The 24,428-nt window shown below is 71.3% G+C and carries 22 protein-coding genes; 12 read left to right on the forward strand and 10 right to left on the reverse strand.

Going from position 1 to position 24,428, the window contains the following annotated elements:
* Positions 1 to 55: 55 nt before the first annotated feature.
* A complete protein-coding gene (locus IE182_RS02760) occupies positions 56 to 949 on the forward strand; it encodes an HAD family hydrolase (protein ID WP_190108010.1) in 894 nt (297 codons plus the stop codon).
* A gap of 291 nt (positions 950 to 1,240) precedes the next feature.
* Here IE182_RS02760 and IE182_RS02765 read toward each other — a convergent pair whose 3' ends face one another.
* Positions 1,241 to 2,062 (reverse strand): Fic family protein, encoded by an 822-nt coding sequence (locus IE182_RS02765; RefSeq protein WP_190108011.1) that lies wholly within the window; start codon positions 2,060 to 2,062, stop codon positions 1,241 to 1,243.
* A gap of 101 nt (positions 2,063 to 2,163) precedes the next feature.
* Here IE182_RS02765 and IE182_RS02770 point away from each other — a divergent pair, with 101 nt between their 5' ends.
* The 7 genes from IE182_RS02770 to IE182_RS02800 all read left to right on the forward strand — a co-directional run bounded on the left by IE182_RS02770 (position 2,164) and on the right by IE182_RS02800 (position 11,549).
* Positions 2,164 to 3,156, forward strand: coding sequence for an ATP-binding protein (locus IE182_RS02770; RefSeq protein ID WP_190108012.1), 993 nt, complete (start codon positions 2,164 to 2,166; stop codon positions 3,154 to 3,156).
* A gap of 337 nt (positions 3,157 to 3,493) precedes the next feature.
* Positions 3,494 to 5,779 carry a SulP family inorganic anion transporter gene (locus tag IE182_RS02775; protein ID WP_229844531.1) on the forward strand — a complete coding sequence of 762 codons (2,286 nt, stop codon included), beginning with the start codon at positions 3,494 to 3,496 and terminating at the stop codon, positions 5,777 to 5,779.
* Between the two features lie 215 nt (positions 5,780 to 5,994).
* The gene (acs, locus tag IE182_RS02780; RefSeq protein ID WP_190108014.1) at positions 5,995 to 7,962 is read left to right on the forward strand and encodes an acetate--CoA ligase; all 1,968 of its coding nucleotides are present in this window, start codon (positions 5,995 to 5,997) and stop codon (positions 7,960 to 7,962) included.
* Between the two features lie 263 nt (positions 7,963 to 8,225).
* Positions 8,226 to 9,623, forward strand: a complete 1,398-nt coding sequence (nhaA, locus tag IE182_RS02785; RefSeq protein ID WP_190108015.1) for a Na+/H+ antiporter NhaA — start codon at positions 8,226 to 8,228, stop codon at positions 9,621 to 9,623.
* Between the two features lie 46 nt (positions 9,624 to 9,669).
* Positions 9,670 to 10,128 carry a phage holin family protein gene (locus IE182_RS02790; protein ID WP_190108016.1) on the forward strand — a complete coding sequence of 153 codons (459 nt, stop codon included), beginning with the start codon at positions 9,670 to 9,672 and terminating at the stop codon, positions 10,126 to 10,128.
* Positions 10,125 to 11,135, forward strand: a complete 1,011-nt coding sequence (locus IE182_RS02795; RefSeq protein ID WP_229844532.1) for an alpha/beta fold hydrolase — start codon at positions 10,125 to 10,127, stop codon at positions 11,133 to 11,135. The genes IE182_RS02790 and IE182_RS02795 overlap by 4 nt, the downstream gene beginning before the upstream one ends.
* A 204-nt stretch (positions 11,136 to 11,339) precedes the next feature.
* Entirely contained in the window at positions 11,340 to 11,549 is a 210-nt protein-coding gene (locus tag IE182_RS02800) for a hypothetical protein (RefSeq protein WP_190108017.1), read from the forward strand.
* Positions 11,550 to 11,621: 72 nt separating this feature from the next.
* On the opposite strand, the gene IE182_RS02805 is transcribed toward IE182_RS02800, so the two are convergent.
* The 3 genes from IE182_RS02805 to nth form a co-directional block, all read right to left on the reverse strand.
* Entirely contained in the window at positions 11,622 to 12,821 is a 1,200-nt protein-coding gene (locus tag IE182_RS02805) for a MarP family serine protease (protein ID WP_190108018.1), read from the reverse strand.
* A 58-nt stretch (positions 12,822 to 12,879) separates the two neighbouring features.
* The gene (locus IE182_RS02810) at positions 12,880 to 13,563 is read right to left on the reverse strand and encodes an NUDIX hydrolase (RefSeq protein WP_190108019.1); all 684 of its coding nucleotides are present in this window, start codon (positions 13,561 to 13,563) and stop codon (positions 12,880 to 12,882) included.
* A 116-nt stretch (positions 13,564 to 13,679) separates the two neighbouring features.
* Positions 13,680 to 14,537: an endonuclease III gene (gene nth, locus IE182_RS02815; RefSeq protein ID WP_373303494.1), complete on the reverse strand. Its 858-nt coding sequence runs from the start codon at positions 14,535 to 14,537 to the stop codon at positions 13,680 to 13,682.
* Positions 14,538 to 14,787: 250 nt separating this feature from the next.
* Here nth and IE182_RS02820 point away from each other — a divergent pair, with 250 nt between their 5' ends.
* Complete coding sequence (locus tag IE182_RS02820; protein ID WP_004939715.1) at positions 14,788 to 15,462, forward strand: Crp/Fnr family transcriptional regulator; 675 nt, start codon at positions 14,788 to 14,790, stop codon at positions 15,460 to 15,462.
* Positions 15,463 to 15,553: 91 nt separating this feature from the next.
* Here IE182_RS02820 and IE182_RS02825 read toward each other — a convergent pair whose 3' ends face one another.
* The 4 genes from IE182_RS02825 to sp36 all read right to left on the reverse strand — a co-directional run bounded on the left by IE182_RS02825 (position 15,554) and on the right by sp36 (position 18,178).
* On the reverse strand, positions 15,554 to 16,384 hold the full coding sequence (locus tag IE182_RS02825) for an MBL fold metallo-hydrolase (RefSeq protein WP_190108021.1): 831 nt from the start codon (positions 16,382 to 16,384) through the stop codon (positions 15,554 to 15,556).
* A complete protein-coding gene (locus IE182_RS02830) occupies positions 16,381 to 17,373 on the reverse strand; it encodes an NUDIX hydrolase (RefSeq protein WP_229844533.1) in 993 nt (330 codons plus the stop codon). The genes IE182_RS02825 and IE182_RS02830 overlap by 4 nt, the downstream gene beginning before the upstream one ends.
* A 185-nt stretch (positions 17,374 to 17,558) precedes the next feature.
* Positions 17,559 to 18,023: a RidA family protein gene (locus IE182_RS02835; protein WP_190108022.1), complete on the reverse strand. Its 465-nt coding sequence runs from the start codon at positions 18,021 to 18,023 to the stop codon at positions 17,559 to 17,561.
* Positions 18,020 to 18,178, reverse strand: coding sequence for a Sp36 family protein (gene sp36 / locus IE182_RS02840; RefSeq protein WP_003967454.1), 159 nt, complete (start codon positions 18,176 to 18,178; stop codon positions 18,020 to 18,022). The genes IE182_RS02835 and sp36 overlap by 4 nt, the downstream gene beginning before the upstream one ends.
* Before the next feature lie 71 nt (positions 18,179 to 18,249).
* Here sp36 and bagA point away from each other — a divergent pair, with 71 nt between their 5' ends.
* Positions 18,250 to 19,242 carry an ATPase BagA gene (gene bagA, locus IE182_RS02845; RefSeq protein ID WP_190108023.1) on the forward strand — a complete coding sequence of 331 codons (993 nt, stop codon included), beginning with the start codon at positions 18,250 to 18,252 and terminating at the stop codon, positions 19,240 to 19,242.
* A 26-nt stretch (positions 19,243 to 19,268) separates the two neighbouring features.
* On the forward strand, positions 19,269 to 20,669 hold the full coding sequence (bagB, locus tag IE182_RS02850; RefSeq protein ID WP_190108359.1) for an ATPase BagB: 1,401 nt from the start codon (positions 19,269 to 19,271) through the stop codon (positions 20,667 to 20,669).
* A gap of 137 nt (positions 20,670 to 20,806) precedes the next feature.
* On the opposite strand, the gene IE182_RS02855 is transcribed toward bagB, so the two are convergent.
* On the reverse strand, positions 20,807 to 21,142 hold the full coding sequence (locus IE182_RS02855; protein WP_189455966.1) for a WhiB family transcriptional regulator: 336 nt from the start codon (positions 21,140 to 21,142) through the stop codon (positions 20,807 to 20,809).
* Between the two features lie 385 nt (positions 21,143 to 21,527).
* Between IE182_RS02855 and IE182_RS02860 the strand changes: the two genes are divergently transcribed.
* On the forward strand, positions 21,528 to 23,813 hold the full coding sequence (locus tag IE182_RS02860; protein ID WP_190108024.1) for a transglycosylase domain-containing protein: 2,286 nt from the start codon (positions 21,528 to 21,530) through the stop codon (positions 23,811 to 23,813).
* Between the two features lie 129 nt (positions 23,814 to 23,942).
* Here the strand turns inward: IE182_RS02860 and IE182_RS02865 are convergent, their stop codons facing one another.
* Complete coding sequence (locus tag IE182_RS02865) at positions 23,943 to 24,407, reverse strand: GatB/YqeY domain-containing protein (RefSeq protein ID WP_190108025.1); 465 nt, start codon at positions 24,405 to 24,407, stop codon at positions 23,943 to 23,945.
* Positions 24,408 to 24,428: the final 21 nt, after the last annotated feature.

The raw sequence follows: 24,428 nt of genomic DNA on the forward strand, positions 1-24,428 counted from the left end.
AGAGCCTTCTCAGGCAAACCCACACGCCTCAGCTTACGCCGAATGGAGTGCCCCTATGCTCGGCGGAGTGGAAAACCACTCCTTGCCTCGGACAGCCGCGTTCTTTGATCTGGACAAGACGGTCATTGCGAAGTCGAGCACGCTCACCTTCAGCAAGTCCTTCTACCAAGGCGGCTTGATCAACAGGCGTGCCGTGTTGCGCACCGCCTATGCGCAGTTCGTCTTCCTGGCCGGCGGAGCCGACCACGATCAGATGGAGCGGATGCGCCAGTATCTCTCCGCGCTCTGCCGGGGCTGGAATGTCCAGCAGGTCCGCGAGATCGTGGCCGAAACCCTGCACGAGCTCATCGATCCGATCATCTACGACGAGGCAGCCTCGCTCGTGGAGGAGCATCACGCCGCCGGACGCGACGTGGTGATCGTCAGCACCTCGGGCGCCGAAGTCGTCGAACCGATCGGGCAGCTGCTCGGCGCCGACCGCGTCGTCGCCACCCGAATGGTCGTACAGGACGGCGTCTTCACCGGAGAGATCGAGTACTACGCCTACGGCCCCACCAAGGCCGAAGCCATCCGGGAGCTCGCCGCCTCCGAGGGATACGACCTGGCGCGCTGCTACGCCTACAGCGACTCCGTCACCGACATCCCGATGCTGGAAGCGGTCGGCCATCCGCACGCCGTCAACCCCGACCGGGGTCTGCGGCGTGAGGCGGTCGCCCGTGACTGGCCCGTCCTGTCCTTCAGCCGGCCCGTCCGGCTCAAGCAACGCGTCTCTTCACTGCCCATGCCGTCGCGATCGGCACTGGTGGTCGCCGCCGCGGTCGGCGCAGCAGCGGCCACGGCCGGTTTGATGTGGCTCGCCGGTCGCCGCCACACTCCCGCATTGTCCGAGTTTGCTGCCAAAAGCAAAGAACTGCGGCCTGGACTTCCGCTTCCGCCACGACAGGAGTAGAAAGGACTTAACGGCCCGCGAGACCAGGGACATCCGGGAGGACGCCCTTCACGCACCAAGGCCCCACGGACCGCGCATGAAAGTCGGGCACCCACGCGACGCCGACCCGTCGATTACGGGCCAGCCGCACCAGGTGACGGGCGAAGTCCCCGACCTGATGGGCAAACATCGTGCACGCATGGTAACCCGACGGACGTGCCAGCGGCGGTACCAGAGCAGTACAGGTACCGCCGCAACCCTTGCCCGGAGCAACGCCGTTCGACCGAGCCGCCCGACGTGCGCAGGGCATCGTCAGGCGGCGCCGCGCTGGAGCGCCTCGCAGACGGCCGTGCTCTCCCGCACGCCGAGTTCAACGGCGCGGCCGCAGTGCGCGATCCAGGCCGCCACCCCCTCCGGCGTCCCGGAGACGTAGCCCTCAAGCGCCGCCGTGTAGGCAGCCCGCCCCAGCTCCGCGTGCCCCACCTCGGCCGGGCAGATGGATTTGGGGTCCAGTCCGCTGCCCACGAGCACGATCCGCTCGGCAGCCCGGGCGACGAGACCGTTGTACGACCCGAACGGGCGCAGCGCGAGCAGCTCTCCGTGCACCACCGCGGCCGTCACCAGCGCCGACGCCTCACTGCCCGCGATCAGGAGTCCGGCCAGGCCCTCAAGCCGTCCCGACACCTCGTCCGCCGCCGGAAGCGGCAGCTCGACGAGCGGCTCCACCACCGGCTCGCCCGGCAGCCGCGGACGGCCCACCGCCTCGTCGGGACGGTCCCGCCCGGCAGCGACGAGATGCAGCCGGGCCAGCACCCGCAGCGGGGACTGCCGCCACACGCTGAGCAGTTGGCCGGATTCCGCAGTCAGCCGGAGCGCCGCGCCCACCGTGCGCGGCTCCCCCTCGCCGCCGAAGTCGGAGCGCCGGCGCACCTCCTCCAGCGCCCAGTCGGCGCCGGAGAGCGCGGCCGAGCCGCGGGCGCCGCGCAGTGCGGCCTCGGAGGTGACCTCGTTGCTGCGGCGGCGCATGACCCGGTGGCCGTACACCCGGTCCACCGCCTTGCGCACGGAGTCCACGGAGTCGGCCACGCCCGGGAGCGAGCCCAGAACGGCGAGCGGATCGGCTGTCGTACTCATGGGTACGACACTACGCACTTCAGCTCTACACCCCCCGAAAGAGTGGTCCTCTTCACTCACGACTCTCACTCAGCGCACCCCCGCACCTACTCTTGGTGAACATGAAGATCGCTTTCGTAGGGAAGGGCGGCAGCGGCAAGACCACGCTGTCCTCCCTGTTCATCCGCCATCTCGCCGCCTCCCGCGTTCCGGTCGTCGCCGTGGACGCGGACATCAATCAGCACCTCGGGGCGGCACTCGGGCTCGACGAGGCGGAGAGCGCCGGACTGCCCGCGATGGGTGCACAGCTGCCCTTGATCAAGGACTACCTGCGGGGGACGAACCCCCGCATCGCCTCCGCCGAGACCATGATCAAGACGACTCCGCCGGGAGAGGGCTCCCGGTTGCTGCGCATCGGTGAGGACAATCCGGTCTACGAAGCGTGCGCCCGCGCCGTGCGGCTGGACGACGACGCGGCGGTCCGCCTGATGGCGACGGGCCCGTTCACCGACTCCGACCTCGGCGTCGCCTGCTACCACTCCAAGGTCGGCGCGGTGGAACTGTGCCTGAACCACCTCGTCGACGGCCCCGGCGAGTACGTGGTGGTCGACATGACGGCCGGCAGCGACTCCTTCGCCTCCGGGATGTTCACCCGCTTCGACATGACCTTCCTGATCGCCGAGCCCACCCGCAAGGGCGTCTCCGTCTACCGCCAGTACAAGGAGTACGCACGGGACTTCGGCGTGGGCCTGAAGGTGGTGGGCAACAAGGTGCAGGGCGCCGACGACCTGGACTTCCTGCGCGCCGAGGTCGGGGACGACCTGCTCACCACGGTCGGGCACTCGGACTGGGTGCGCGCCATGGAGAAGGGCCGGCCGCCCCGGTTCGAGCTGCTGGAAGAGGCCAACCACCAGGCGCTGCGCACCCTGCGCCAGACGGCGGACGCCGCGTACGGCGAACGGGACTGGCAGCGCTACACCCGCCAGATGGTGCACTTCCACCTCAAGAACGCGGAGAGCTGGGGCAACGCGAAGACGGGCGCCGACCTGGCGGCTCAGGTCGACCCGTCGTTCGTGCTCGGCGAGCAACTCCTCGCCACACCGCAACCCGCCTGACACCCGGGAAGCACAGCCAGCCTGCGGCGGCGCGTCTGGACGCGCCGCCGTTCGTGCTGTCAGGGCGCACACGGGACGACGCCGGTGCATGACACCGGGCAAATCACGACAAGCGCATGAAAATACATATTCACTCGATCGAAGGAAGCCCTCGGCCAGCTCTTCGCCAGCCCTTTACTCTCCATTACGATTCGTTTACCGAGAGTTGAGATTCACCGCCGCTCTCCACCCTGCCCCTTCCCCTGCCGTGCCTTCCCTCGCTGTTGCCCCCGCCGTCGCAGTCACGAAGACGGGAACGCCCATGCACACTCAGCCGCCCCTGACAGAACCACTGCCCATGGCGCCCGGAGAGGACGCCCCGCCCCAGCCGGGCGGGCGCGTGCGACGGGGCTGGCGGCGGGACCTCTCCGCATCCTTCGTCGTCTTCCTGATCGCCATCCCCCTCTCCCTGGGGGTCGCACTCGCCACCGGTGCGCCGCTGCAGGCGGGCCTGGTCGCGGCGGCGGTCGGCGGCATCGTCGCCGGCCTGCTGGGTGGAGCCCCGCTCCAGGTCAGCGGAGCCGCCACCGGTCTGGTGGTGGTGACCGCCGAGCTCGTGCAGCGCTACGGCTGGCGGGCCACCTGCGCGATCACTGCGCTCGCGGGCCTGGCCCAACTCGCCCTGGGCGCCGCCCGTGTGGCGCGGGCGGCGCTGGCGATCAGTCCGGCGATCGTGCACGGAATGCTCGCCGGCATCGGCGTCACGATCGCGCTGGGGCAGCTGCACGTCGTCCTGGGGGACAGCCCGAGCCTCTCCGCGCTGGAGAATCTGGGCGCCCTGCCTTCGGAGTTCCTGCATCCGCACCCTGCCGCGCTGCTGATCGGCGCCGTAACGGTCGGCGTGCTGATCGGCTGGCCCCGGCTGCCCGGGCGGGCGGGGCAGTGGGCCCGGCTGCTCCCGGCGCCCCTCGCGGCCGTGACCCTCGCCACCGCCGCGAGCCTGGGCATGACGCTGCCCCGCGTCTCGTTGCCCGCCTGGGAGTTGCCGGCCCTGCCCGCGCTGCCCGACGGGCCGGTGCTCGGGATCTTCGCTGCGGTCCTGACGGTCACGCTCGTCGCCAGCATGGAGTCACTGCTTTCCGCCGTCGCCATGGAGCGGCTGCGCGCCCAGCGGACCGACGAGCCGCCGGCCGCCCCCACCGGGCTGAACCGCGAGCTGGCCGGGCAGGGCGCAGCGAACGTGGTCTCCGGGCTGCTGGGCGGGCTGCCCATCGCGGGCGGCGCGATCCGCGGCTCGGCCAACATCGCGGCAGGGGCCAGGTCCCGCACGTCCACCGTGCTGCACGGCGTATGGGTGCTGGTGTGCGCGGGGCTGCTCACGGCCGTGCTGGAGGTGATCCCGCTGGCCGCCCTGGCGGCACTGGTCATGGTGGTCGGCGTGCGGATGGTGAGCTTCGCTCACATCAAGCACGTCCAGCGGCACCGGGAGTTCCCGATGTACGCCGCCACGCTGGGGTCCGTGGTGCTGCTCGGTGTGCTGCAGGGGGTCGCGGTGGGCGTGGCGGTCGCCGCGCTCCTCTCCCTGCGGCGCCTCACCCACACCCGCATCACGGTCACCGAGGAGCAGGTCTGTCACCGCGTGCAGGTCAACGGGCAGCTGACGTTCCTGGCCGTGCCCCGCCTCAGCCGGGCCCTCGCCCAGGTGCCGGACGAGGCGAACGCCGTGGTCGAGCTGGGCGGCTCGTTCATGGACCACGCCGCATACGACGCACTGCACTCCTGGTCCGCCGCGCACCGGGCGCGCGGCGGCTGGGTCACCCTGCGGGGCCGCTACGGCCGGCCGCTCGCCGAGCCCGTCACCACCCATGCGTGCCGCCCCTGGACGCCCTGGCGCAATCACCACTGCACCCGGCCCGTCACCGACGATGCCCGAACCGACGCCGACGGTGGGCGGCAGTTGCTCGGCGGGGTCAGCGCGTTCCAGCGCAACACCGCCCCGCTCGTCCGCGACGAGCTGGCGCGGCTCGCCCGCGAGGGCCAAAGGCCCGGCCAGCTCTTCCTGACCTGCGCCGATTCCCGCCTGGTCACCAGCATGATCACCTCCAGCGGGCCGGGTGATCTGTTCACCGTGCGCAACGTCGGCAATCTGATGCCGCCGCCGGACCACGGCAGCGGCTGCGATTCGGTGGGGGCCGCCGTCGAATACGCGGTGGAGGTGCTGAAGGTCTCCAGCATCACCGTGTGCGGGCATTCCGGGTGCGGCGCGATGCAGGCCCTGCTGGATCTCGCCGCCTCCCCGGCCGGGCACGGGCTGGCGAGCGACGGCCAGACCCCGCTCACCCGGTGGCTGCGGCACGGCCGGCCCAGTCTGGCGCGCATGCAGCGGATCGGCCGGCTGGGCCGCGGCGAAGTGGCGCTGGCCGAGCGGCCCGTCGCGGACGACGTCGAGCGGCTGGCGCTCGTCAATGTGCTGCAGCAGCTCGACCACCTGATGGCCCACGCCTGCGTCGCCCGGAGAGTGGCCGAGGGCTCGCTCCACCTCCAGGGGATGTACTTCCACGTCGCCGAGGCACAGGCATACGTCCTCGACCGGCGCTCGCGCACCTTCTCCGCCGTCCGCCCGGGGGTCCTCGACGCCGTCTGACCGGGGGCCTCGGTCCTGTCCGGGCGGACGCCCGCATCAGTCGCCTCCGCCAGGTCCCCGGCGCGTCGCCGTGACCGCACCACCCCCTCTGACCTCGGCCAACCGCTTTCCCCACAGGTCTAAACCAGTTTTTACCCACACCCCTTGTCAGGGTGTGCCCCGGGCTGATGAGCTATGGCCGGGACGCAACGAGGCCCCTGGGAAAGGGAGATGTCGTGAGCAACGAAAGCCTGGCCAACCTTCTGAAGGAGGAGCGCCGCTTCGCACCGCCTGCCGACCTGGCCGCGGGGGCCAACGTCACCGCAGATGCGTACGAGCAGGCGAAGGCTGACCGGCTGGGCTTCTGGGCCGCGCAGGCCCGCCGCCTGAGCTGGGAGACCGAGCCGACCGAGACCCTGGACTGGTCGAACCCGCCGTTCGCCAAGTGGTTCGCCGACGGCAAGCTCAACGTGGCCTACAACTGCGTCGACCGCCACGTGGAGAACGGCCTGGGCGACCGGGTCGCCCTGCACTTCGAGGGCGAGCCGGGCGACACCCGCTCGATCACCTACGCCGAGCTGCAGCGCGAGGTCTCCAAGGCCGCCAACGCCCTGACCGAGCTGGGCGTCCAGGCGGGCGACCGGGTCGCCATCTACCTGCCGATGATCCCCGAAGCGGTCGTCTCAATGCTGGCCTGCGCCCGCATCGGCGCCCCGCACTCACTCGTCTTCGGCGGCTTCTCCGCGGACGCCCTCGCCACGCGCATCAACGACGCCGACGCCCGCGTCGTGATCACCGCCGACGGCGGCTACCGGCGCGGCAAGCCCTCCGCCCTCAAGCCCGCCGTCGACGAGGCCCTCACCCGCCCCGGCACCGAGAACGTCCGCAGCGTCCTCGTCGTCCGCCGCACCGGCCAGGAGGACGTCGCCTGGACCGAGGGCCGCGACGTGTGGTGGCACGACCTGGTCGAGCGCCAGTCGGACCAGCACACCCCCGAGGCGTTCGACGCCGAGCACCCGCTGTTCATCCTCTACACCTCGGGCACCACGGGTAAGCCGAAGGGCATCCTGCACACCACCGGCGGCTACCTCACCCAGGCTTCGTACACCCATCACGCCGTCTTCGACCTCAAGCCCGAGACGGACGTCTTCTGGTGCACGGCCGACGTCGGCTGGGTCACCGGCCACTCGTACATCGTCTACGGCCCGCTGAGCAACGGCGCCACCGAAGTCCTCTACGAGGGCACCCCGGACAGCCCCCACCAGGGCCGCTGGTGGGAGATCGTCCAGAAGTACGGCGTGACGATCCTCTACACCGCCCCCACCGCAATCCGCGCCTGCATGAAGTGGGGCGACGACATCCCCGCCAAGTACGACCTGTCCAGCCTGCGGATCCTGGGCTCGGTCGGCGAGCCCATCAACCCCGAAGCCTGGGTCTGGTACCGCAAGCACATCGGCGCAGAGACCACTCCGGTCGTCGACACCTGGTGGCAGACCGAGACCGGCGCCATGATGATCAGCCCGCTGCCCGGGGTGACCGAGACCAAGCCGGGCTCCGCGCAGGTACCGCTCCCGGGCATCGCCGCCACCGTCGTCGACGACGACGGCCACGAGGTGCCCAACGGCTCCGGCGGCTACCTCGTCCTGACCGAGCCGTGGCCGTCGATGCTCCGCACGATCTGGGGCGACGACCAGCGCTACATCGACACCTACTGGTCCCGGTTCGAGAACACCTACTTCGCCGGTGACGGCGCCAAGAAGGACGACGACGGCGACATCTGGCTGCTCGGACGCGTCGACGACGTCATGCTCGTCTCCGGCCACAACATCTCGACCACCGAGGTCGAGTCCGCGCTCGTCTCGCACCCCAAGGTGGCCGAGGCCGCGGTCGTCGGCGCGACCGACCCGCAGACGACCCAGGCGATCTGCGCGTTCGTCATCCTGCGCAGCGGCGTGGACGCCGATGCCGAGGGCCTCACCGAGGAACTGCGGGCCCATGTCGCCCGGCAGCTCGGCCCGATCGCCAAGCCCAAGCGCGTCCTGCCGGTCGCCGAGCTGCCCAAGACCCGCTCCGGCAAGATCATGCGCCGCCTGCTGCGCGACGTGGCCGAGAACCGCACCCTCGGGGACGTCACGACGCTCACCGACTCCTCGGTCATGGACCTCATCCAGGCGAAGCTCCCCGCCGCCCCCAGCGAGGACTGAGCGAAGCAAGCACGAGCTGAGCAAGGGGGCGCCCACCGCGCCCGTCAGCGCCCCATCGGCGCCCCCCGCGACCGTCGTGGACGAAGGGCACCTGGTCTCCCACCAGGTGCCCTTCACCCGTTCCGGCTAAAGTAAGTACTTGTCGCGTAAAGATCGCGACAAGAATCAAGGGCGCGCCGGGAAGTCTGGTCGGCACACAGGACACGTGTCTGCACACGCAGACGTCGTGCGGACAGTCAGCCGAGCCCAGGAGGTCCACCACCGTGGCCGCGCCCAAGAACCGCCGTTCCGTCTTCCTCGGCAGGCTCCCGCTTCCCGAACGGAACTACCTCGCGGACGCGTTGCGCACCGAGACCGTCGGTGGCGTGATCCTGCTCGTCGCGGCCGTCGCCGCGCTGCTGTGGGCGAACACCCCCGTGCGCGAGAGCTACGAGACCGTCCGCACCTTCCACGTGGGCCCGTCCAGCCTCGGCCTGAACCTCTCCCTGCAGCACTGGGCGGCCGACGGCCTGCTCGCCGTCTTCTTCTTCGTCGCCGGCATCGAGCTCAAGCGCGAGCTCGTCGCGGGCGAGCTGCGCGACCCCAAGGCCGCAGCCCTCCCGGTCGTCGCCGCGATCTGCGGCATGGCCGCCCCCGCACTCGTCTACTTCACCGTCGCCGGCAGCGGCAACGGCTCACTCGCCGGCTGGGCCGTGCCCACCGCCACCGACATCGCCTTCGCCCTGGCCGTCCTGGCCGTCATCGGCACGGCCCTGCCCTCGGCGCTGCGGGCGTTCCTGCTCACCCTGGCCGTCGTCGACGACCTCTTCGCGATCCTGATCATCGCGATCTTCTTCACGTCGAAGCTGAACTTCGCCGCGCTCGGCTTCGCCGTGCTGGGCCTGGCCGTCTTCTGGCTGCTGCTCCGCAAGGGCGTGCGCGGCTGGTACGTCTACGTGCCGCTCGCCCTCGTCAACTGGGCGCTGATGTACAACAGCGGCGTCCACGCCACCATCGCGGGCGTGGCCATGGGCCTGATGCTGCGCTGCACCCGTCGCGACGACGAGCAGCAGTCGCCCGGCGAGCACATCGAGCACCTCGTGCGCCCGCTGTCGGCGGGGCTGGCGGTTCCGCTGTTCGCGCTGTTCTCGGCCGGAGTCGCCGTCACCGGCGGGGCGCTGTCGGAGGTCTTCACCCGGCCCGAGACGCTCGGCGTCGTGCTCGGCCTGGTCCTGGGCAAGGCGGTCGGCGTCTTCGGCGGCACCTGGGCGGCCGCCCGCTTCACCCGGGCGGAGCTCAACCCCGACCTCAAGTGGCCCGACGTCCTGGCCGTCGCCTCACTGGCCGGCATCGGCTTCACGGTCTCCCTGCTCATCGGCGAGCTGGCCTTCTCCGACGACGCGGTGCTCGTCGGCGAGATCAAGGCCGCCGTGCTCGTCGGCTCCCTGATCGCGGCGGTCCTCGCGAGCTCCCTCCTCAAGCTGCGCGACAACAAGTACAAGAAGCTCTGTGCGGAGGAGGACCGCGACGACGACGAGGACGGCATCCCCGACGTCTACGAGCAGGACGACCCCGAGTACCACCTGCGCATGGCCGCCCGGTACGAAGCGAAGGCCGCCGCACACCGCAAATTGGCGCAAGTCGCCTCGGAGCGCACCGCCCAGAGCAACGGTCCGGCATGATCTGAGAGTCTTTACACCTGAGCTGATGACGATGAGGGAGCAGTCGATGAGCGCAGCCGACGACGGCGCGAACCGCAGCCTCGGCCAGCTGGTGGCGACGGCCACCACGGAGCTGTCCGCGCTGGTGCACGACGAGATCGCACTGGCCAAGGCCGAACTGCGGCAGGACGCGCGGCGGCTGGGCATCGGCGGCGGCGCCGTCGCCGCCGCAGGCGTCCTGGCGCTGTTCTCCCTGCCGGTACTGAGCTTCGCCGCTGCGTACGGCATCCACAACCTCGGTCTCGGCCTCGCCTGGTCGTTCCTCATCACCGGTGGCGCGTTCCTGCTGATCGCGGCGGTGCTCCTGCTGCTGGCGGTCGCCAAGTTCAAGAAGATCAAGAAGCCCGAGAAGTCCATCGCGTCGGCGAAGGAGACGGCGGCCGTGATCGGCACCGTCAAGCCGCACCCCCGGCCGGTGACCGTCACGGGCCGGACGGACGCATCTGTGACACGCTCGTCCGTATGACGGTGCCCGAGACCCCCGCAGCGCCCGCGTCCCCCGAGCCCGGCCGGCCCGTGACACCGGGGGCGGCGGGCGCCTCGCCGGGGCCGGGGGCCTCCACGCCCGCCGCGGTCGTCCGGCCGGACGGCCCGTGGACGCACCGGGAGGTCGCGGCGAACGGGGCGCGGTTCCACATCGCCGAGATGGGTGAGGGACCGCTGGTGCTGCTGTTGCACGGCTTCCCGCAGTTCTGGTGGACGTGGCGGCACCAGCTGCCCGCGCTCGCGGACGCGGGTTTCCGGGCGGTGGCGATGGACCTGCGCGGGGTGGGCGGCAGCGACCGCACGCCCCGGGGGTACGACCCGGCGAACCTCGCCCTCGACATCACCGGCGTCGTCCGTTCCCTCGGCGAGCCGGACGCCGCACTGGTCGGCCACGACCTCGGCGGCTACCTGGCCTGGACGGCGGCCGTGATGCGGCCCAAGCTGGTGCGCCGGCTCGCGGTGTCCTCGATGCCGCACCCGCGCCGCTGGCGCTCGGCGATGCTCGCCGACCCCAAGCAGAGCGCCGCGAGCGCGCACATCTGGGGCTTCCAGCGGCCGTGGCTGCCCGAACGGCGGCTGGTCGCCGACGACGCGGCGCTGGTCGGCCGGCTGATCCGCGACTGGTCGGGGCCCCGGCTGCCGGACGACGAGGCGGTCGACGCCTACCGGACGGCCATGTCGATCCCCTCCACGGCGCACTGCTCGATCGAGCCCTACCGCTGGATGGTGCGTTCGCTGGCGCGCCCGGACGGCATTCAGTTCAACCGCCGCATGAAGCGGCCGGTGCGGGTGCCCACGCTCCACCTGCACGGTTCCCTCGATCCGGTGATGCGCACGCGCAGTGCCGCGGGTTCCGGCGAGTACGTGGAGGCCCCTTACCGCTGGCGCCTCTTCGACGGGCTCGGACACTTCCCGCACGAGGAGGACCCGGCCGCGTTCTCGGCGGAGCTCATCGGCTGGCTGAACGACCCCGAACCGGACCGCTGAGGGCCGATGACGGCCACTGAGGACGGACGAGGGGCCGGTAGCGGCGCAGGCGGGCCGGGCCCTCGGCGCGGGGGCCGTGCCCGTGGCGCGTCCGCTCAGCGGAGGGGAACGTCCGTTCACCGAACAGCCAATTGCCCCGCGCATAGGCCAATTGCCGGACCCAGGGGCGATTACCGACCTTTGGGCCCGGGCAGAGCTTCAGGTATGGGCTGGACGCACGACTACCGCGACGTGACCGACGTGACCTCGGAGCGTGGCGCCGAGGCCGATACCGCGCTGGCGGTGACGGAGGCACCCGCTCGGGGACGGCACCGGCCGGAGGCCGGACCCGACCCCCGCATCGGCATTCCACGGATCATCCGACGCCGCGCCCGCTGGGTGTCGGCGCGGCTGCGGCACCCCCGCAGCCGCTGACCCGCCGCGGCTCGCACGTCCGTACGACCCCGAGAAGGCCCCTGCGCGGCCCACTGTGCCCGCTGGGGCCCGTCAGAGGGCGCACCCCTGGGTATTGGCCCGGTCCGTCGCCGTGCGCCCGTACGTGGCGTCCTCGCGGACCTCGTCCGCGGTGAGGGCGTAGCCGGTGTCCGCGTCGTCGAGCGACTTGGCGAAGACCACTCCGTAGACCTTGCCGTCCGGCGTGAGCAGGGGACCGCCCGAATTGCCCTGGCGCACGGTGGCGTAGAGGGAGTAGACGTCGCGGCGGACGTTGCCGCGGTGGTAGATGTCCGGGCCGTTGGCCTGGACGCGGCTGCGGACGCGCGCGGCCCGCACGTCGTACGAACCGTTCTCCGGGAAGCCCGCGACGATGGCGCTCTTGCCGCTCTCCGCGTCGTCCCCGGCGAACCGCAGCACGGGCGCGTCCAGCGACGGCACGTCGAGGACGGCGATGTCGCGCTTCCAGTCGTAGAGCACCACCTTCGCGTCGTGGAGGCGGCCCTGGCCGCCGATCTGCACGGTGGGCTCGTCCACGCCGCCGACGACGTGCGCGTTGGTCATCACGCGGTGGGGGGCGAACACGAAGCCGGTGCCCTCCAGGACCTTGCCGCAGCTGGGCGCGTTGCCGACGACCTTGACGATGCTGCGCTGGGCGGCCACGGCGACCGGGCTGCCCGCGAGCTCGGGGTCGGGAGCGGGAACGGAGGTGATCGGCTCGTTGGAGAACGGCGCGAAGACCTGCGGGAAGCCGTTCTGCGCGAGGACGGTGCTGAAGTCGGCGAACCAGGTGTTGGCCTGGGAGGGGACGACCCGGGCAACGCCCAGCAGCACCTTGGAGCTGCGGACCTCCTTGCCCAGCGTCGGCAGGGTCGTACCGGCGAGGGCGGAGCCGATCAGCCAGGCGACCAGCAGCATGGCGACGACGTTGACGAGCGCACCGCCCGTGGCGTCCAGCGCACGCGCCGGGGACCACGTGATGTGGCGGCGCAGCTTGTTGCCGAGGTGGGTGGTGGCGGCCTGCCCCACGGAGGCGCACAGGATGATGATCGCCACGGCCGCGATGGCCGCGACGGTGCCCGGCTCGGCATCGTCGGTGGCGCTGTCCCAGATCACGGGCAGCGCGTAGACCGCGGCCAGGCCGCCGCCGAGAAAGCCGATCACCGACAGCACGCCGACGACGAAGCCCTGGCGGTAGCCGACGACCGCGAACCACACAGCGGCGATCAGCAGCACGATGTCCAGCACGTTCACCGAAAGATGCCTCGCATTGCAGTTGTCGTGGCCAGCGGGGGCCACCGTCTCATGCCCGTCAGGGTCGCCCGTCCAGCGGGACCTCCCGCTCGCGGTCCCACGGCCGCTCCCAGCCGGCGTAGTGCAGGATCCGGTCGATCACTCCGGCGGTGAACCCCCACACCAGCGCCGGTCCGACGCGAAAGGCCGGGCCCCGGTGGCCGCTGGGGTGTATGGCCATGGCGCGGTTGGCGGGAGCGGTCAGCTCGGCGACGGGGACGGTGAAGACCCGGGCCGTCTCCTGCAACGAGACGGGCGCGACGGGGCTGGGCTTGCGCCACCAGCCGAGCACGGGCGTCACGACGAACCCGCTGACGGGGATGTAGAGCCGGGGCAGCACGCCGAAGACCTGGACGCCGGAGGCGTCGAGCCCGGTCTCCTCCTCGGCCTCGCGCAGCGCGGCCCGCACCGGCCCGTCGCCCTCCGGGTCGCCGTCTTCCGGATCGAGGGCGCCACCGGGGAAGGACAGCTGGCCCGCGTGCGAGCGCAGGGTGCCGGCCCGTTCGAGCAGCAGGAGCTCGGGGCCCTGCTCGCCCTCGCCGAAGAGGATGAGCACGGCGGACTGACGGCCCCCGGTCTCCGGCGGGAGGAAGCGGCTGAGCTGGTGCGGCTCGACCGTCCCTGCGGCGCGGACCACCGGCTCCAGCCACTCGGGGAGCCCCTCCGTGCTGACCGTGATCTCCTTGCCGTACGTGCTGGTCATACGCTTCCCCCGGTCGTCTTCGGCATCGCTGCGGCGGTCTTCGGACGGCTGCTCTTCGGACGGCTGCTCTTCGGGCAGACGGTCTTCGGGCGGGCGGCCTTCGGGCGGGCGATCGGTCACTCGGCTCCCAGCGGGGGCGCGGGCTCGCCCGGGTAGTCCGGCGGCGGCTTGAGCCGCTGGCCCGGCCGGCCGCCCATCTCGTACTTGAGCAGCTTCTTCGCCTTCTCCGGGTCCGTCTCGCCCTCGCCGAAGGACGGGCAGAGCGGAGCGATCGGGCACGCGCCGCAGGCCGGCCTGCGCGCGTGGCAGACCCGGCGCCCGTGGAAGATCACGCGATGCGAGAGCATCGTCCACTCGCTCTTGGGGAAGAGAGCACAGACGTCGGCCTCGACCTTCTCCGCGTCCTGCGCGTCCGTCCACTTCCAGCGCCGCACGAGGCGGCCGAAGTGGGTGTCGACCGTGATCCCCGGGACGCCGAAGGCGTTGCCCAGGACGACATTGGCCGTCTTGCGGCCGACGCCGGGAAGCGTGACCAGATCCTGCAGGCGCCCGGGCACCTCGCCGCCGAAGCGGTCGCGCAGGGCGGCGGAGAGACCTATGAGGGACTTGGTCTTGGCCCGGAAGAAACCCGTCGGCCGGATCAGCTGCTCCAGCGTCTCGGGGTCGGCCGCCGCCATGTCCTCGGGGGTGGGATAGGCGGCGAAGAGGGCGGGGGTGGTCTGGTTGACCCTCAGGTCGGTGGTCTGCGCGGAGAGGACCGTGGCGACCAGGAGCTGGAAGGGATTCTCGAAGTCCAGCTCGGGGTGGGCGTAGTGATAGACCTCGGCGAGCTCGCGGTTGATCCGGCGCGCGCGGCGCACCAGCGCGGTCCGTGACTCCGCCGCCCGAGGCTCCGCCGCACCGACGGCTGCACCCTCCGGCGTTTTCTTCGTCTTGACGGCTTTTGTCTTCTTCGCGGCGGGGCGTTCGCCCACAGCGGAATTACGAGCCGGGGTCACCCTCCCGGCCCCCTTGCCCTGTGCTCTCACCGGCGTATTGGACACCCGGCCAGACTAAAGCCCAGCACTGACATCCGCCCCGGCCGCAGGAAAACCACAGCCCAATCGGACCCCTGCCGTAGGGCTCCGGGCGACGATGCGCCACACTTGTGTTTGATCACACAGTTTTACCGACGGGCATCATGGAGACCACGGTCCCCTGTGCATGTCGACAAGGAGAGAACTCGTGGACGACGTTCTGCGGCGCGCCCCGCTTTTCGCGGCGCTCGATGACGAGCAGGCCGCTGAGCTGCGCGCCTCCATGGGCGAGGTGACGCTCGCGAGGGGCGACGCCCTGTTCCACGAAGGCGACCCGGGCGACCGCCTCTACGTGGTGACCGAGGGCAAGGTGAAGCTCCACCGCACCTCCCCCGACGGCCGCGAGAACATGCTGGCGGTCCTCGGCCCCGGTGAGCTCATCGGCGAGCTGTCGCTGTTCGACCCCGGACCGCGCACGGCCACCGCCACCGCGCTCACCGAGGTCAAGCTGCTCGGCCTCGGCCACGGCGACCTCCAGCCCTGGCTCAACGCCCGCCCGGAGGTGGCCACCGCCCTGCTGCGCGCCGTCGCACGCCGGCTGCGCCGCACCAACGACTCGATGTCGGACCTCGTCTTCTCCGACGTCCCCGGCCGTGTCGCCAAGGCCCTGCTGGACCTGTCCCGCCGCTTCGGCGTCCAGTCCGAAGAGGGCATCCACGTCGTGCACGACCTCACGCAGGAGGAGCTCGCCCAGCTGGTCGGCGCCTCCCGCGAGACCGTCAACAAGGCCCTCGCGGACTTCGCGGGCCGCGGCTGGCTCCGCCTGGAGGCCCGCGCCGTGATCCTGCTGGACGTCGAGCGGCTCGCCAAGCGCTCCCGCTGAACCGGCAGGACCGCATGCGTCCGGAGCCCCGCCGCGCACCACGCGCGGCGGGGCTCTCGCATGCCCGCCCCGAGCCGAGGCCGGCGACGGTTCAGATCAGGCCGTGCTCCTCCAGGTAGTCCAGCTGCGCCCGCACCGACAGCTCGGCCGCCGGCCACAGGGCGCGGTCGACGTCCGCGTAGACGGCCGCCACGACCTCGCCCGCCGTCCGGTGGCCGTTCTCGACCGCCGTCTCGACCTGGGCGAGGCGCTTGGCGCGGTGGGCGAGGTAGAACTCGACGGCGCCCCGGGCGTCGTCCAGCACCGGCCCGTGCCCGGGCAGCACCACCTCCACGTCCTCCTCGACCGTGAGCGCGCGCAGCCGGCGCAGGGAGTCGAGGTAGTCGCCGAGCCGGCCGTCGGGGTGCGCGACGATCGTGGTGCCGCGGCCCAGCACGGTGTCGCCGCTGAGCACCGCACCGTCCGCCGGAAGGTGGAAGCAGAGGGAGTCGGCGGTGTGCCCGGGCGTGGAGATCACGTGGAGCTCCAGACCGCCGGTGGTGATCACGTCCCCCACGCCGAGTCCTTCGCCGCCCAGCCGCAGCGCCGGGTCCAGCGCGCGCACGTGCGTACCCGTCAGCTCGGCGAAGCGCGCGGCGCCACCGCTGTGGTCGGCATGGCCATGCGTGAGGAGGGTCAGGGCGACGCGCTTGCCCGCCGCTTCCGCTGTGGCGATGACCTCGCGCAGGTGGCTCTCGTCCAGCGGTCCCGGATCGACCACGACGGCCAGGTCGGAGTCGGGCTCGGCCAGGATCCAGGTGTTGGTGCCCTCCAGCGTCATGGCGGACGGGTTGGGTGCGAGCACGCACGTCGCCCGGGCGGTCGCCGGGCCGCCGGCAGCACCCGGGCGCGGCCGTCCGGGGAGGTCGGTGGGGTACGTCATGCGTCGGCTCCCTCGGGTCCTGAGGTTCCGGAACGTCCGGAGACGATGTGCCGGTCGGTCTGTTGGCCGGACTGCCCGCCGGCTTGTGGGCCGGAGTGCTGGCCGGGCTGCTCGCCCGGCTGCCCGCCCGACTGCTGGTCGATGCGTTTGGTGAACTCCTCGTGCCCCGGCCAGCTCAGCACGATCTCTTCCCCGACGAGCCGCGCCTGAGCCAGTACGGGCGTGAGATCCCGCTCACCCGAGGCCGCCAGAGTGTCGGCCGGCGTCGCGTACGGCAGCAGCGAACGCAGTGTGGAGATGGTCGGCGGCATCATCAGCAGATCGCCCCGGTCGTAGCCGGCGGCCGCCTCGGCCGGAGCGGTCCAGACCGTACGGTCGGCCTCGGTGGAGGCGTTGCGGGTGCGCTGCCCTTCGGGCAGGGCGGCGACGAAGAACCAGGTGTCGTAGCGACGCGGCTCGAACTCGGGCGTGATCCAGCGTGCCCACGGGCCCAGGAGGTCGCTGCGCAGCAGCAGGCCGCGCCGTTCGAGGAAGTCCGCGAAGGACAGCGCGCGGCTGACGAGCGCGGCCCGGTCGGCCTCCCACTCGTCCCCGGTGGTGTCCGCGACGACCGTGTCCGGCGTCCGGCCGGCCAGCAGGACGCCCGCTTCTTCGAAGGTCTCGCGGACGGCCGCGCAGACGATGGCCTGCGCGGTGGCGGCGTCGGTGCCCAGACGAGCCGCCCAGTCCGCGCGCGAGGGACCCGCCCAGGGCACGTCGCGCTCGTCGCGCGGATCGACCGAACCACCCGGATACGCGTACGCGCCCCCGGCGAAAGCCATGGAGGCGCGTCTGCGCAGCATGTGAACGGCGAGTCCGTCGCCGCCGGCGCGCAGCAGCAGAACGGTCGCGGCGCGGCGGGGCGCCACTGGCCGGAGCTCGCCGCGGGAGAGCGCTCTGATCCGGTCCGGCCACTCCGCCGGGTACCACTGGCCGTTCGAAGTCGACATGGCCGGATGCTATGCGCTCGCGCGCGGATGTTCGAGAGGACGCAGCCTGCGGCTGCGCGCGTGGGTCCCGGCCAGGAGCCCCGGCCCCGTCACGAGCCGGAACCACCGGAGCCGCTACCCGGCCCCGTCACGGACCGGAGCCGGAGCCGGCCCCGTCACAGGTCCCGGCTCCCGACCCGCAGTGGTCAGTCCCGGACCTCGACCAGGACCTCGACCTCGACCGGTGCGTCCAGCGGCAGCACGGCCACGCCCACGGCCGAGCGGGCGTGCACGCCCTTCTCGCCCAGGACCTCGCCCAGCAGCTCGCTCGCGCCGTTCAGCACGCCCGGGTGACCGGTGAAGTCCGGCGCGGAGGCCACGAAGCCGACGACCTTCACGACCCGCACGATCTTGTCGAGGTCGCCGATGACGGACTTCACCGCGGCCAGGGCGTTGAGGGCACAGATGCCCGCCAGCTCCTTGGCCTGCTCGGGGCTGACCTCGGCACCGACCTTGCCGGTGGCCGGAACCGCGCCCTTGACCATCGGCAGCTGGCCGGCGGTGTAGACGTACGCGCCGGTGCGCACGGCCGGCTGGTAGGCGGCAAGCGGAGGAACGACCTCCGGCAGGGTCAGCCCCAGCTCGGCGAGCTTGGCCTCGACCGCACTCACGCCTTCTCCCGCTTGAGGTAGGCCACCAGCTGCTCGGGGTTGTTGGGACCCGGCACGACCTGGACGAGCTCCCAGCCGTCCTCGCCCCAGGTGTCCAGAATCTGCTTGGTCGCGTGCACGAGAAGCGGCACGGTCGCGTATTCCCACTTGGTCATGGCCCGACTGTAATGCCTCATACCGACAGCCTCGTGCGTAGCCCGCGCGGCGACTGGTTAGGCTCCGCTGCATGAGCAGGCTCCATGTCGTCAGCGGCAAGGGCGGTACTGGCAAGACCACGGTCGCCGCGGCCCTCGCGCTTGCCCTCGCCGCAGAGGGAAAGCGCACTCTGCTGGTCGAGGTCGAAGGCCGGCAGGGCATCGCGCAGCTCTTCGAGACGGAGGCGTTGCCCTACGAGGAGCGGAAGATCGCCGTGGCGCCGGGAGGTGGCGAGGTGTTCGCGCTCGCCATCGACGCCGAGCAGGCACTCCTCGACTACCTCCAGATGTTCTACAAGCTCGGCGGCGCCGGGCGGGCGCTGAGAAAGATCGGCGCGATCGACTTCGCGACGACCATCGCGCCGGGTCTGCGGGACGTCCTGCTGACCGGCAAGGCGTGCGAGGCGGTGCGCAGGAAGGACCGTACGGGCCGCTTCGTCTACGACCACGTCGTCATGGACGCACCCCCCACGGGCCGGGTCACGCGCTTCCTCAACGTCAACGACGAGGTGGCCGGGCTGGCCCGCATCGGACCCATCCACAACCAGGCGCAGGCCGTCATGCGGGTGCTCAAGTCCCCCGAGACGGCGGTGCACTTCGTCACGCTGCTGGAGGAGATGCCCGTCCAGGAGACCTCCGACGGCATCGCGGAGCTGCGCGCGGCGGGGCTGCCGGTGGGCGGGGTCGTCATCAACATGGTGCGGCCCGCGATCCTCGACGACGCGGCCGTGGAAGCGGCGGCGAACGGGCGGCGCGAGGAGGTCGCGCGGGCCCTCTCGCACGCCCTGGAGCGCACCGGCTCCGGCAGCAGGGGGCGCACGGGCTTCGCGGAGCCGCTCGTCGAGCCCCTGCTGCAGCAGGCGCGCGAGCACACCGAGCGGCTCGCGCTGGAGCAGCGCGGCCGCGCCGACGTGGCGCGGCTCAGCCTGCCCACCTACGAACTTCAGCTGCTCGGCGACGGCGTCGACCTGGCGGGCCTCTACCGCATGGCGCGCGAACTGCGGAAGCAAGGAGTGGCAGGGTGAGCCTGGATTCGGCAGCACGACTGGAGATGGACCCGGTCCTGGACGATCCGCGCACCCGCATCGTGGTGTGCTGCGGCTCGGGCGGCGTCGGGAAGACCACGACCGCGGCCGCCCTGGGCCTGCGGGCCGCCGAACGCGGCCGGAAGGTCGTCGTCCTGACCATCGACCCCGCACGCCGGCTGGCGCAGTCGATGGGGATCGACGAGCTCGACAACGTGCCGCGCCGGGTCCCGGGCATCGACGTCTCCGCGGGCGGTGAACTGCACGCGATGATGCTCGACATGAAGCGGACCTTCGACGAGATAGTCGAGGCGCACGCCGACAAGGAGCGCGCCCGGGCCATCCTGGAGAACCCCTTCTACCAGTCCTTGTCGGCCGGTTTCGCCGGCACGCAGGAGTACATGGCCATGGAGAAGCTCGGCCAGCTCCGCGCCCGCGACGACTGGGACCTCATCGTCGTGGACACCCCGCCGAGCCGTTCGGCGCTGGACTTCCTGGACGCGCCGAACCGCCTGGGCTCGTTCCTCGACGGAAAGTTCATCAAGGTGCTGATGGCGCCGGCGAAGCTCGGCGGGCGGGCCGGGATGAAGTTCCTGGGCGTCGGCATGTCCGTGATGAGCGGCCCCCTCAACAAACTGATGGGCGGGCAGCTCCTGCGCGACGTACAGACGTTCGTCGCCGCGATGGACACCATGTTCGGCGGCTTCCGTACCCGTGCCGACGCGACCTACCGGCTGCTGCAGGCGCCGGGGACGGCCTTCCTGGTCGTCGCGGCGCCCGAGCGGGACGCCCTGCGGGAGGCCGCGTACTTCGTGGAACGACTGGCGGCGGAGCGGATGCCGCTGGCCGGGCTCGTACTGAACCGGGTGCACGGCAGCGAGGCGGCGCGGCTCTCGGCGGAACGGGCACTGGCCGCCGCCGAGGCGCTCACGGGCGGATCGTCCGAATACGCAGAAAATCTTGACGGCGACGGCATTGTGGATCGTGACAGCGGGCAGGCTGGCTCACGTACCGCTGACGACCCTGGCACCCTCACTCCCACGGACACGTCCTCTCCCGAGAGCGGCTTCCCCCAGCCCGCGTCCCCAGGAGCGAACGCCCCGGGCGTCCCGGCGGAACGATCCCCGGAACGGCTCGCCGCCGGGCTGCTGCGACTGCACGCCGAGCGCATGCAGGTGCTCGCGCGCGAGCAGCGCACGCGCGACCGCTTCACTGCTCTGCACCCCGAGGTGCCGGTGGCGGAAGTGGCCGCGCTGCCCGGCGATGTGCACGACCTGGCGGGGCTGCGGGCCATCGGCGAGCGGCTCGCCGCCCGGACGGACCCGGACCGGCCGCAGGCGGAGGTACCACGGCAGCACAAGCAGCAGGAGCAGCAGGAGCGCGGCAGGCAGCAGGACGGGCAGTACGAGCGCTACGAGGCGCCGTAGGTCACAGTCGCGTCCTCGGCGGCGTGCAGCGGCGCGTGCGACGGCACGCTGTGGCTCGTGACGGCATGCGGCAACGTACGGGGACGGCCCGGAGACGGTCCCGGCGGGGAGCCGAAGGTGCCGGCCGGCGGTGCGCTCTAGCCGACCGCGGCGTACTCGTCGTACTCCGGCTCGCCCAGCGGCAGGATCCCGGCGCCGCGCTCGTATTCCGTACGCGCCGTCTCCAGGAGCCTGCGCCATGAGGTGACCGTCGGCCTGCGGCGCAGCAGGGCCCGCCGCTCGCGCTCGGTCATCCCGCCCCACACGCCGAACTCCACGCGGTTGTCCAGCGCATCGGCCAGACACTCGGTACGCACCGGGCAGCCTGTGCAGACCGCCTTCGCCCTGTTCTGCGCTGCGCCCTGAACGAATAGTTCATCCGGATCGGTAGTGCGGCAGGCGGCCTGCGCACTCCAGTCGGTTACCCAGCCCATGCTGGCGCCGTCCTCTCCCGAATCGAGGCTCCCCCACGGCGGCAGCGGCATATTCACCGTTGCCAGTTGAGGACGTTACGGAAGGCAGGCAGGGGGCAACACCCCCTTCGGGCCCAATCTTGAATGGCCCGAACGGACTATGCGTACGCGGCAGATCACCCAACGGAGTGAGCTGGCGACATTACGGACTTTCCCCACCCCATCAGGGCGTTTCGCCCGCGTCGCTCCGGGCAGCTGGTGACAGAGACGGCAATACGGACACGTCTCATCACTCACAAGAGTGAAGTCAGAAGTGATGCAGAACCGCACCGCAGTGACTGGCGTGAAACAGCGTAGGCGAACACACCTGCGTCTGTCCGCCGAATGAGAACGTAGGCTTCGCTCCATGGCTATGAAAGGCTCGGGCGAGGGTCCCACCGTGACCCGGCAGGCCGCGAAGTTCCTCGGCGTCAGCGTGCTCTCCGGAGTCGTCCTGGCGGGTCTGGCCCTACCGGGCATCGGCGCGTTCGGCCTGGTGGCCAAGGGCACCGTCGAAGGCTTCGACGAGGTCCCCGCCAACCTCAAGACACCACCGCTCAGCCAGCGCACCACCATCCTCGACTCCGAGGGCGGCGAGATCGCGAAGGTCTACTCCCGCGACCGCACGGTGGTGCCGCTGAAGGACATCTCCCCGTACATGCGTCAGGCGATCGTCGACATCGAGGACTCGCGCTATTACGAGCACGGCGCAATCGACCTCAAGGGCGTGCTCCGCGCGGTCAACAAGAACGCCCAGTCCGGCGGCGTCTCGGAAGGCGCCTCCACCCTCACCCAGCAGTACGTCAAGAACGTCTTCGTCGAGGAGGCGGGTGACGACCCCGGCAAGGTCGCGGTGGCCACTCAGCAGACCCTGGGCCGCAAGGTCAAGGAGCTGAAGTACGCCATCCAGGTCGAGAAGGAGCTCGGCAAGGACCGGATTCTCAACAACTATCTGAACATCACTTTCTTCGGGCAGCAGGCGTACGGCATCGAGGCCGCCTCCCAGCGCTACTTCAGCAAGCACGCCAAGGACCTCACCCTCGGCGAGTCCGCGATGATGGCCGGCCTGGTCCAGTCGCCCAGCCGCTACGACCCGGTCAACGCGCCCAAGGAGGCCACCAAGCGGCGCAACACCGTGCTGCAGCGCATGGCCGAGCTGAAGCACATCACCCCGGCCGAGGCGGCCGCCGAACAGGCCAAGCCGCTCAAGCTGAACGTCAGCAGGCCCAAGAGCGGCTGCATCACGGCCGTCAACGGCGCCGGCTTCTTCTGCGACTACGTCCGCGAGACCTTCCTCAACGACCCGGTCTTCGGCAAGACGAAGGAAGCCCGGGCCAAGCGCTGGAACGAGGGCGGCATGACGATCCGCACCACCCTCGACCCGCAGACGCAGAAGTCCGTCCAGAAGTCGATCAGCGACCACGTCTACCAGGACGACAAGGTGGCCACCGCCATCTCGATCGTCCAGCCGGGCAGCGGCAAGATCCTCGGCATGGGCCAGTCGCGCCCGTACGGCTTCGGCCAGTACCAGACGCAGATCAACCTCTCCGCCGACAAGGGGATGGGCGGCTCGAACTACGGCTTCCAGGTCGGTTCGACCTTCAAGCCGATCGTGGCGGCGGCCGCCCTGGAGCAGGGCGTATCGCCGTACAAGAGCTACTCCTCGCCCTTCCGGATGCCGTACCCGGAGGAGGTGGAGACCTGCGGCAAGCCGTGGAAGAACAGCGTCGGCAACACCGTCCAGAACGAGAACCGCAGCGAGGTCGGCCCGTACGGGATGCGGGAGGCGACCGCGAAGTCGGTCAACACCTACTTCGTGCAGCTCGTCGAGGACATCGGTCTCTGCCCGGTGGTCAAGATGGCGGAGAAGATGGGCATGGACCCGGCCTCCGGCAGCAAGATGAAGCAGCTTCCGTCGCTCACGCTCGGCGGCTCGGACGGCATGTCCCCGCTCACCATGGCCTCCGCCTACGCGACGTTCGCCAACCGCGGCACCTACTGCACCCCGGTGATCGTCGAGTCGGCGACCGGCCCCGACGGCAAGGCGCTGCGGGTGCCGAAGACGAAGTGCTCGCGGGCGATGTCCGAGCAGACGGCCGACACCGTCAACGCCCTGCTGCAGGGCGTCGTCGAAGACGGTACGGGCAAGGAGGCCGGGCTCAGCGGGCGCGACAGCGCGGGCAAGACGGGTACGACGGACGAGCGGCGCGCCGCCTGGTTCGTCGGCTACACCCCGAACCTGGCCGGCGCGGTCTGGGTCGGCGGCCCCGGCGACAAGGTCGAGATGGAGGGCATCACCATCGGCGGCGTCTACCACGACAAGGTCTACGGCGCCGACACCCCCGGCCCCATCTGGCGTGACGCCATGTCGGGCGCGCTCGAAGGCCACGAGGCGCCGTCCTTCGACGGCTCCCCCGTCGCCGGCGCCGATAAGGGCTCGGGCAACAAGGGGGACAAGCCCGGCCGCAACCCGCGCAAGCCGGGCACGAACAAGCCCGGTACGAACAAGCCGGGCGGCAACGCCAAGCCGGGCAACACCAAGCCCGGCAACAAGCCCGACGCCGCCGTGCCCGACCCGGGGACGCCGGGCGGCATCATCCCGCCGGGCCTCATCGGCGGAGCGGAGGGCGTGGTCCGCGAGGACGGGCAGTAGCCGCCGCGGGGCACGCGGGAAGAACCGGCAACAACGCGTAGAGAGCGGAGAGGGGCGCGCGGACCGACACGGTCCGCGCGCCCCTCTTCCGTTGCTCCTGCCGGTACGGCAGGAGCGTCGCCTCGCGCGTCAGCCGACGAGCAGGCGCTTGACCTCGGCGGCGACGCGGCCGCCCTCGGCGCGGCCGGCCACCTTCGGGTTCACGATCTTCATGACGGCGCCCATGGCACGCGGCCCCTCGGCACCGCCCGCCTTCGCCTCGGCCACCGCGTCCGCGACGATCGCCGCGAGCTCGTCGTCCGACAGCTGCTGGGGCAGGTAGTCGGCGAGGATCTCGCCCTCGGCCCGCTCACGCTCGGCGGACTCGGCCCGGCCGCCCTTGTCGAACGCGTCGGCGGCCTCCCGGCGCTTCTTCGCCTCGCGGGTGATCACCTTCAGCACCTCGTCGTCCGAGAGCTCGCGGGCGGCCTTGCCCGCGGTCTCCTCGTAGGCGATGGCGGAAAGGGTGAGGCGGAGCGTGGAGGAGCGCAGCTCGTCGCGCGCCTTGATGGCGGTCGTGAGGTCGTCGTGGAGCCTGGACTTCAGCGTGGTCATGCCGCAATCTTCGCATCCCGC

Origin of the sequence: Streptomyces cinnamoneus (assembly GCF_014650495.1) — a bacterium.
Classification (GTDB): Bacteria; Actinomycetota; Actinomycetes; order Streptomycetales; family Streptomycetaceae; genus Streptomyces; species Streptomyces cinnamoneus.

Excerpts from the sequence above, each read along its gene's own strand:
- bagB (WP_190108359.1), top strand. The coding sequence starts at position 19,269 with ATGGACCCGGTCCTGGACGATCCGCGCACCCGCATCGTGGTGTGCTGC.
- IE182_RS02860 (WP_190108024.1), top strand. The coding sequence starts at position 21,528 with ATGGCTATGAAAGGCTCGGGCGAGGGTCCCACCGTGACCCGGCAGGCC.
- bagA (WP_190108023.1), top strand. The coding sequence starts at position 18,250 with ATGAGCAGGCTCCATGTCGTCAGCGGCAAGGGCGGTACTGGCAAGACC.
- IE182_RS02775 (WP_229844531.1), top strand. The coding sequence starts at position 3,494 with ATGGCGCCCGGAGAGGACGCCCCGCCCCAGCCGGGCGGGCGCGTGCGA.
- sp36 (WP_003967454.1), bottom strand. The coding sequence starts at position 18,178 with ATGACCAAGTGGGAATACGCGACCGTGCCGCTTCTCGTGCACGCGACC.
- IE182_RS02770 (WP_190108012.1), top strand. The coding sequence starts at position 2,164 with ATGAAGATCGCTTTCGTAGGGAAGGGCGGCAGCGGCAAGACCACGCTG.
- IE182_RS02855 (WP_189455966.1), bottom strand. The coding sequence starts at position 21,142 with ATGGGCTGGGTAACCGACTGGAGTGCGCAGGCCGCCTGCCGCACTACC.
- IE182_RS02865 (WP_190108025.1), bottom strand. The coding sequence starts at position 24,407 with ATGACCACGCTGAAGTCCAGGCTCCACGACGACCTCACGACCGCCATC.
- IE182_RS02800 (WP_190108017.1), top strand. The coding sequence starts at position 11,340 with ATGGGCTGGACGCACGACTACCGCGACGTGACCGACGTGACCTCGGAG.
- IE182_RS02765 (WP_190108011.1), bottom strand. The coding sequence starts at position 2,062 with ATGAGTACGACAGCCGATCCGCTCGCCGTTCTGGGCTCGCTCCCGGGC.
- IE182_RS02760 (WP_190108010.1), top strand. The coding sequence starts at position 56 with ATGCTCGGCGGAGTGGAAAACCACTCCTTGCCTCGGACAGCCGCGTTC.
- IE182_RS02795 (WP_229844532.1), top strand. The coding sequence starts at position 10,125 with ATGACGGTGCCCGAGACCCCCGCAGCGCCCGCGTCCCCCGAGCCCGGC.
- IE182_RS02790 (WP_190108016.1), top strand. The coding sequence starts at position 9,670 with ATGAGCGCAGCCGACGACGGCGCGAACCGCAGCCTCGGCCAGCTGGTG.
- IE182_RS02825 (WP_190108021.1), bottom strand. The coding sequence starts at position 16,384 with ATGACGTACCCCACCGACCTCCCCGGACGGCCGCGCCCGGGTGCTGCC.
- IE182_RS02810 (WP_190108019.1), bottom strand. The coding sequence starts at position 13,563 with ATGACCAGCACGTACGGCAAGGAGATCACGGTCAGCACGGAGGGGCTC.
- IE182_RS02830 (WP_229844533.1), bottom strand. The coding sequence starts at position 17,373 with ATGTCGACTTCGAACGGCCAGTGGTACCCGGCGGAGTGGCCGGACCGG.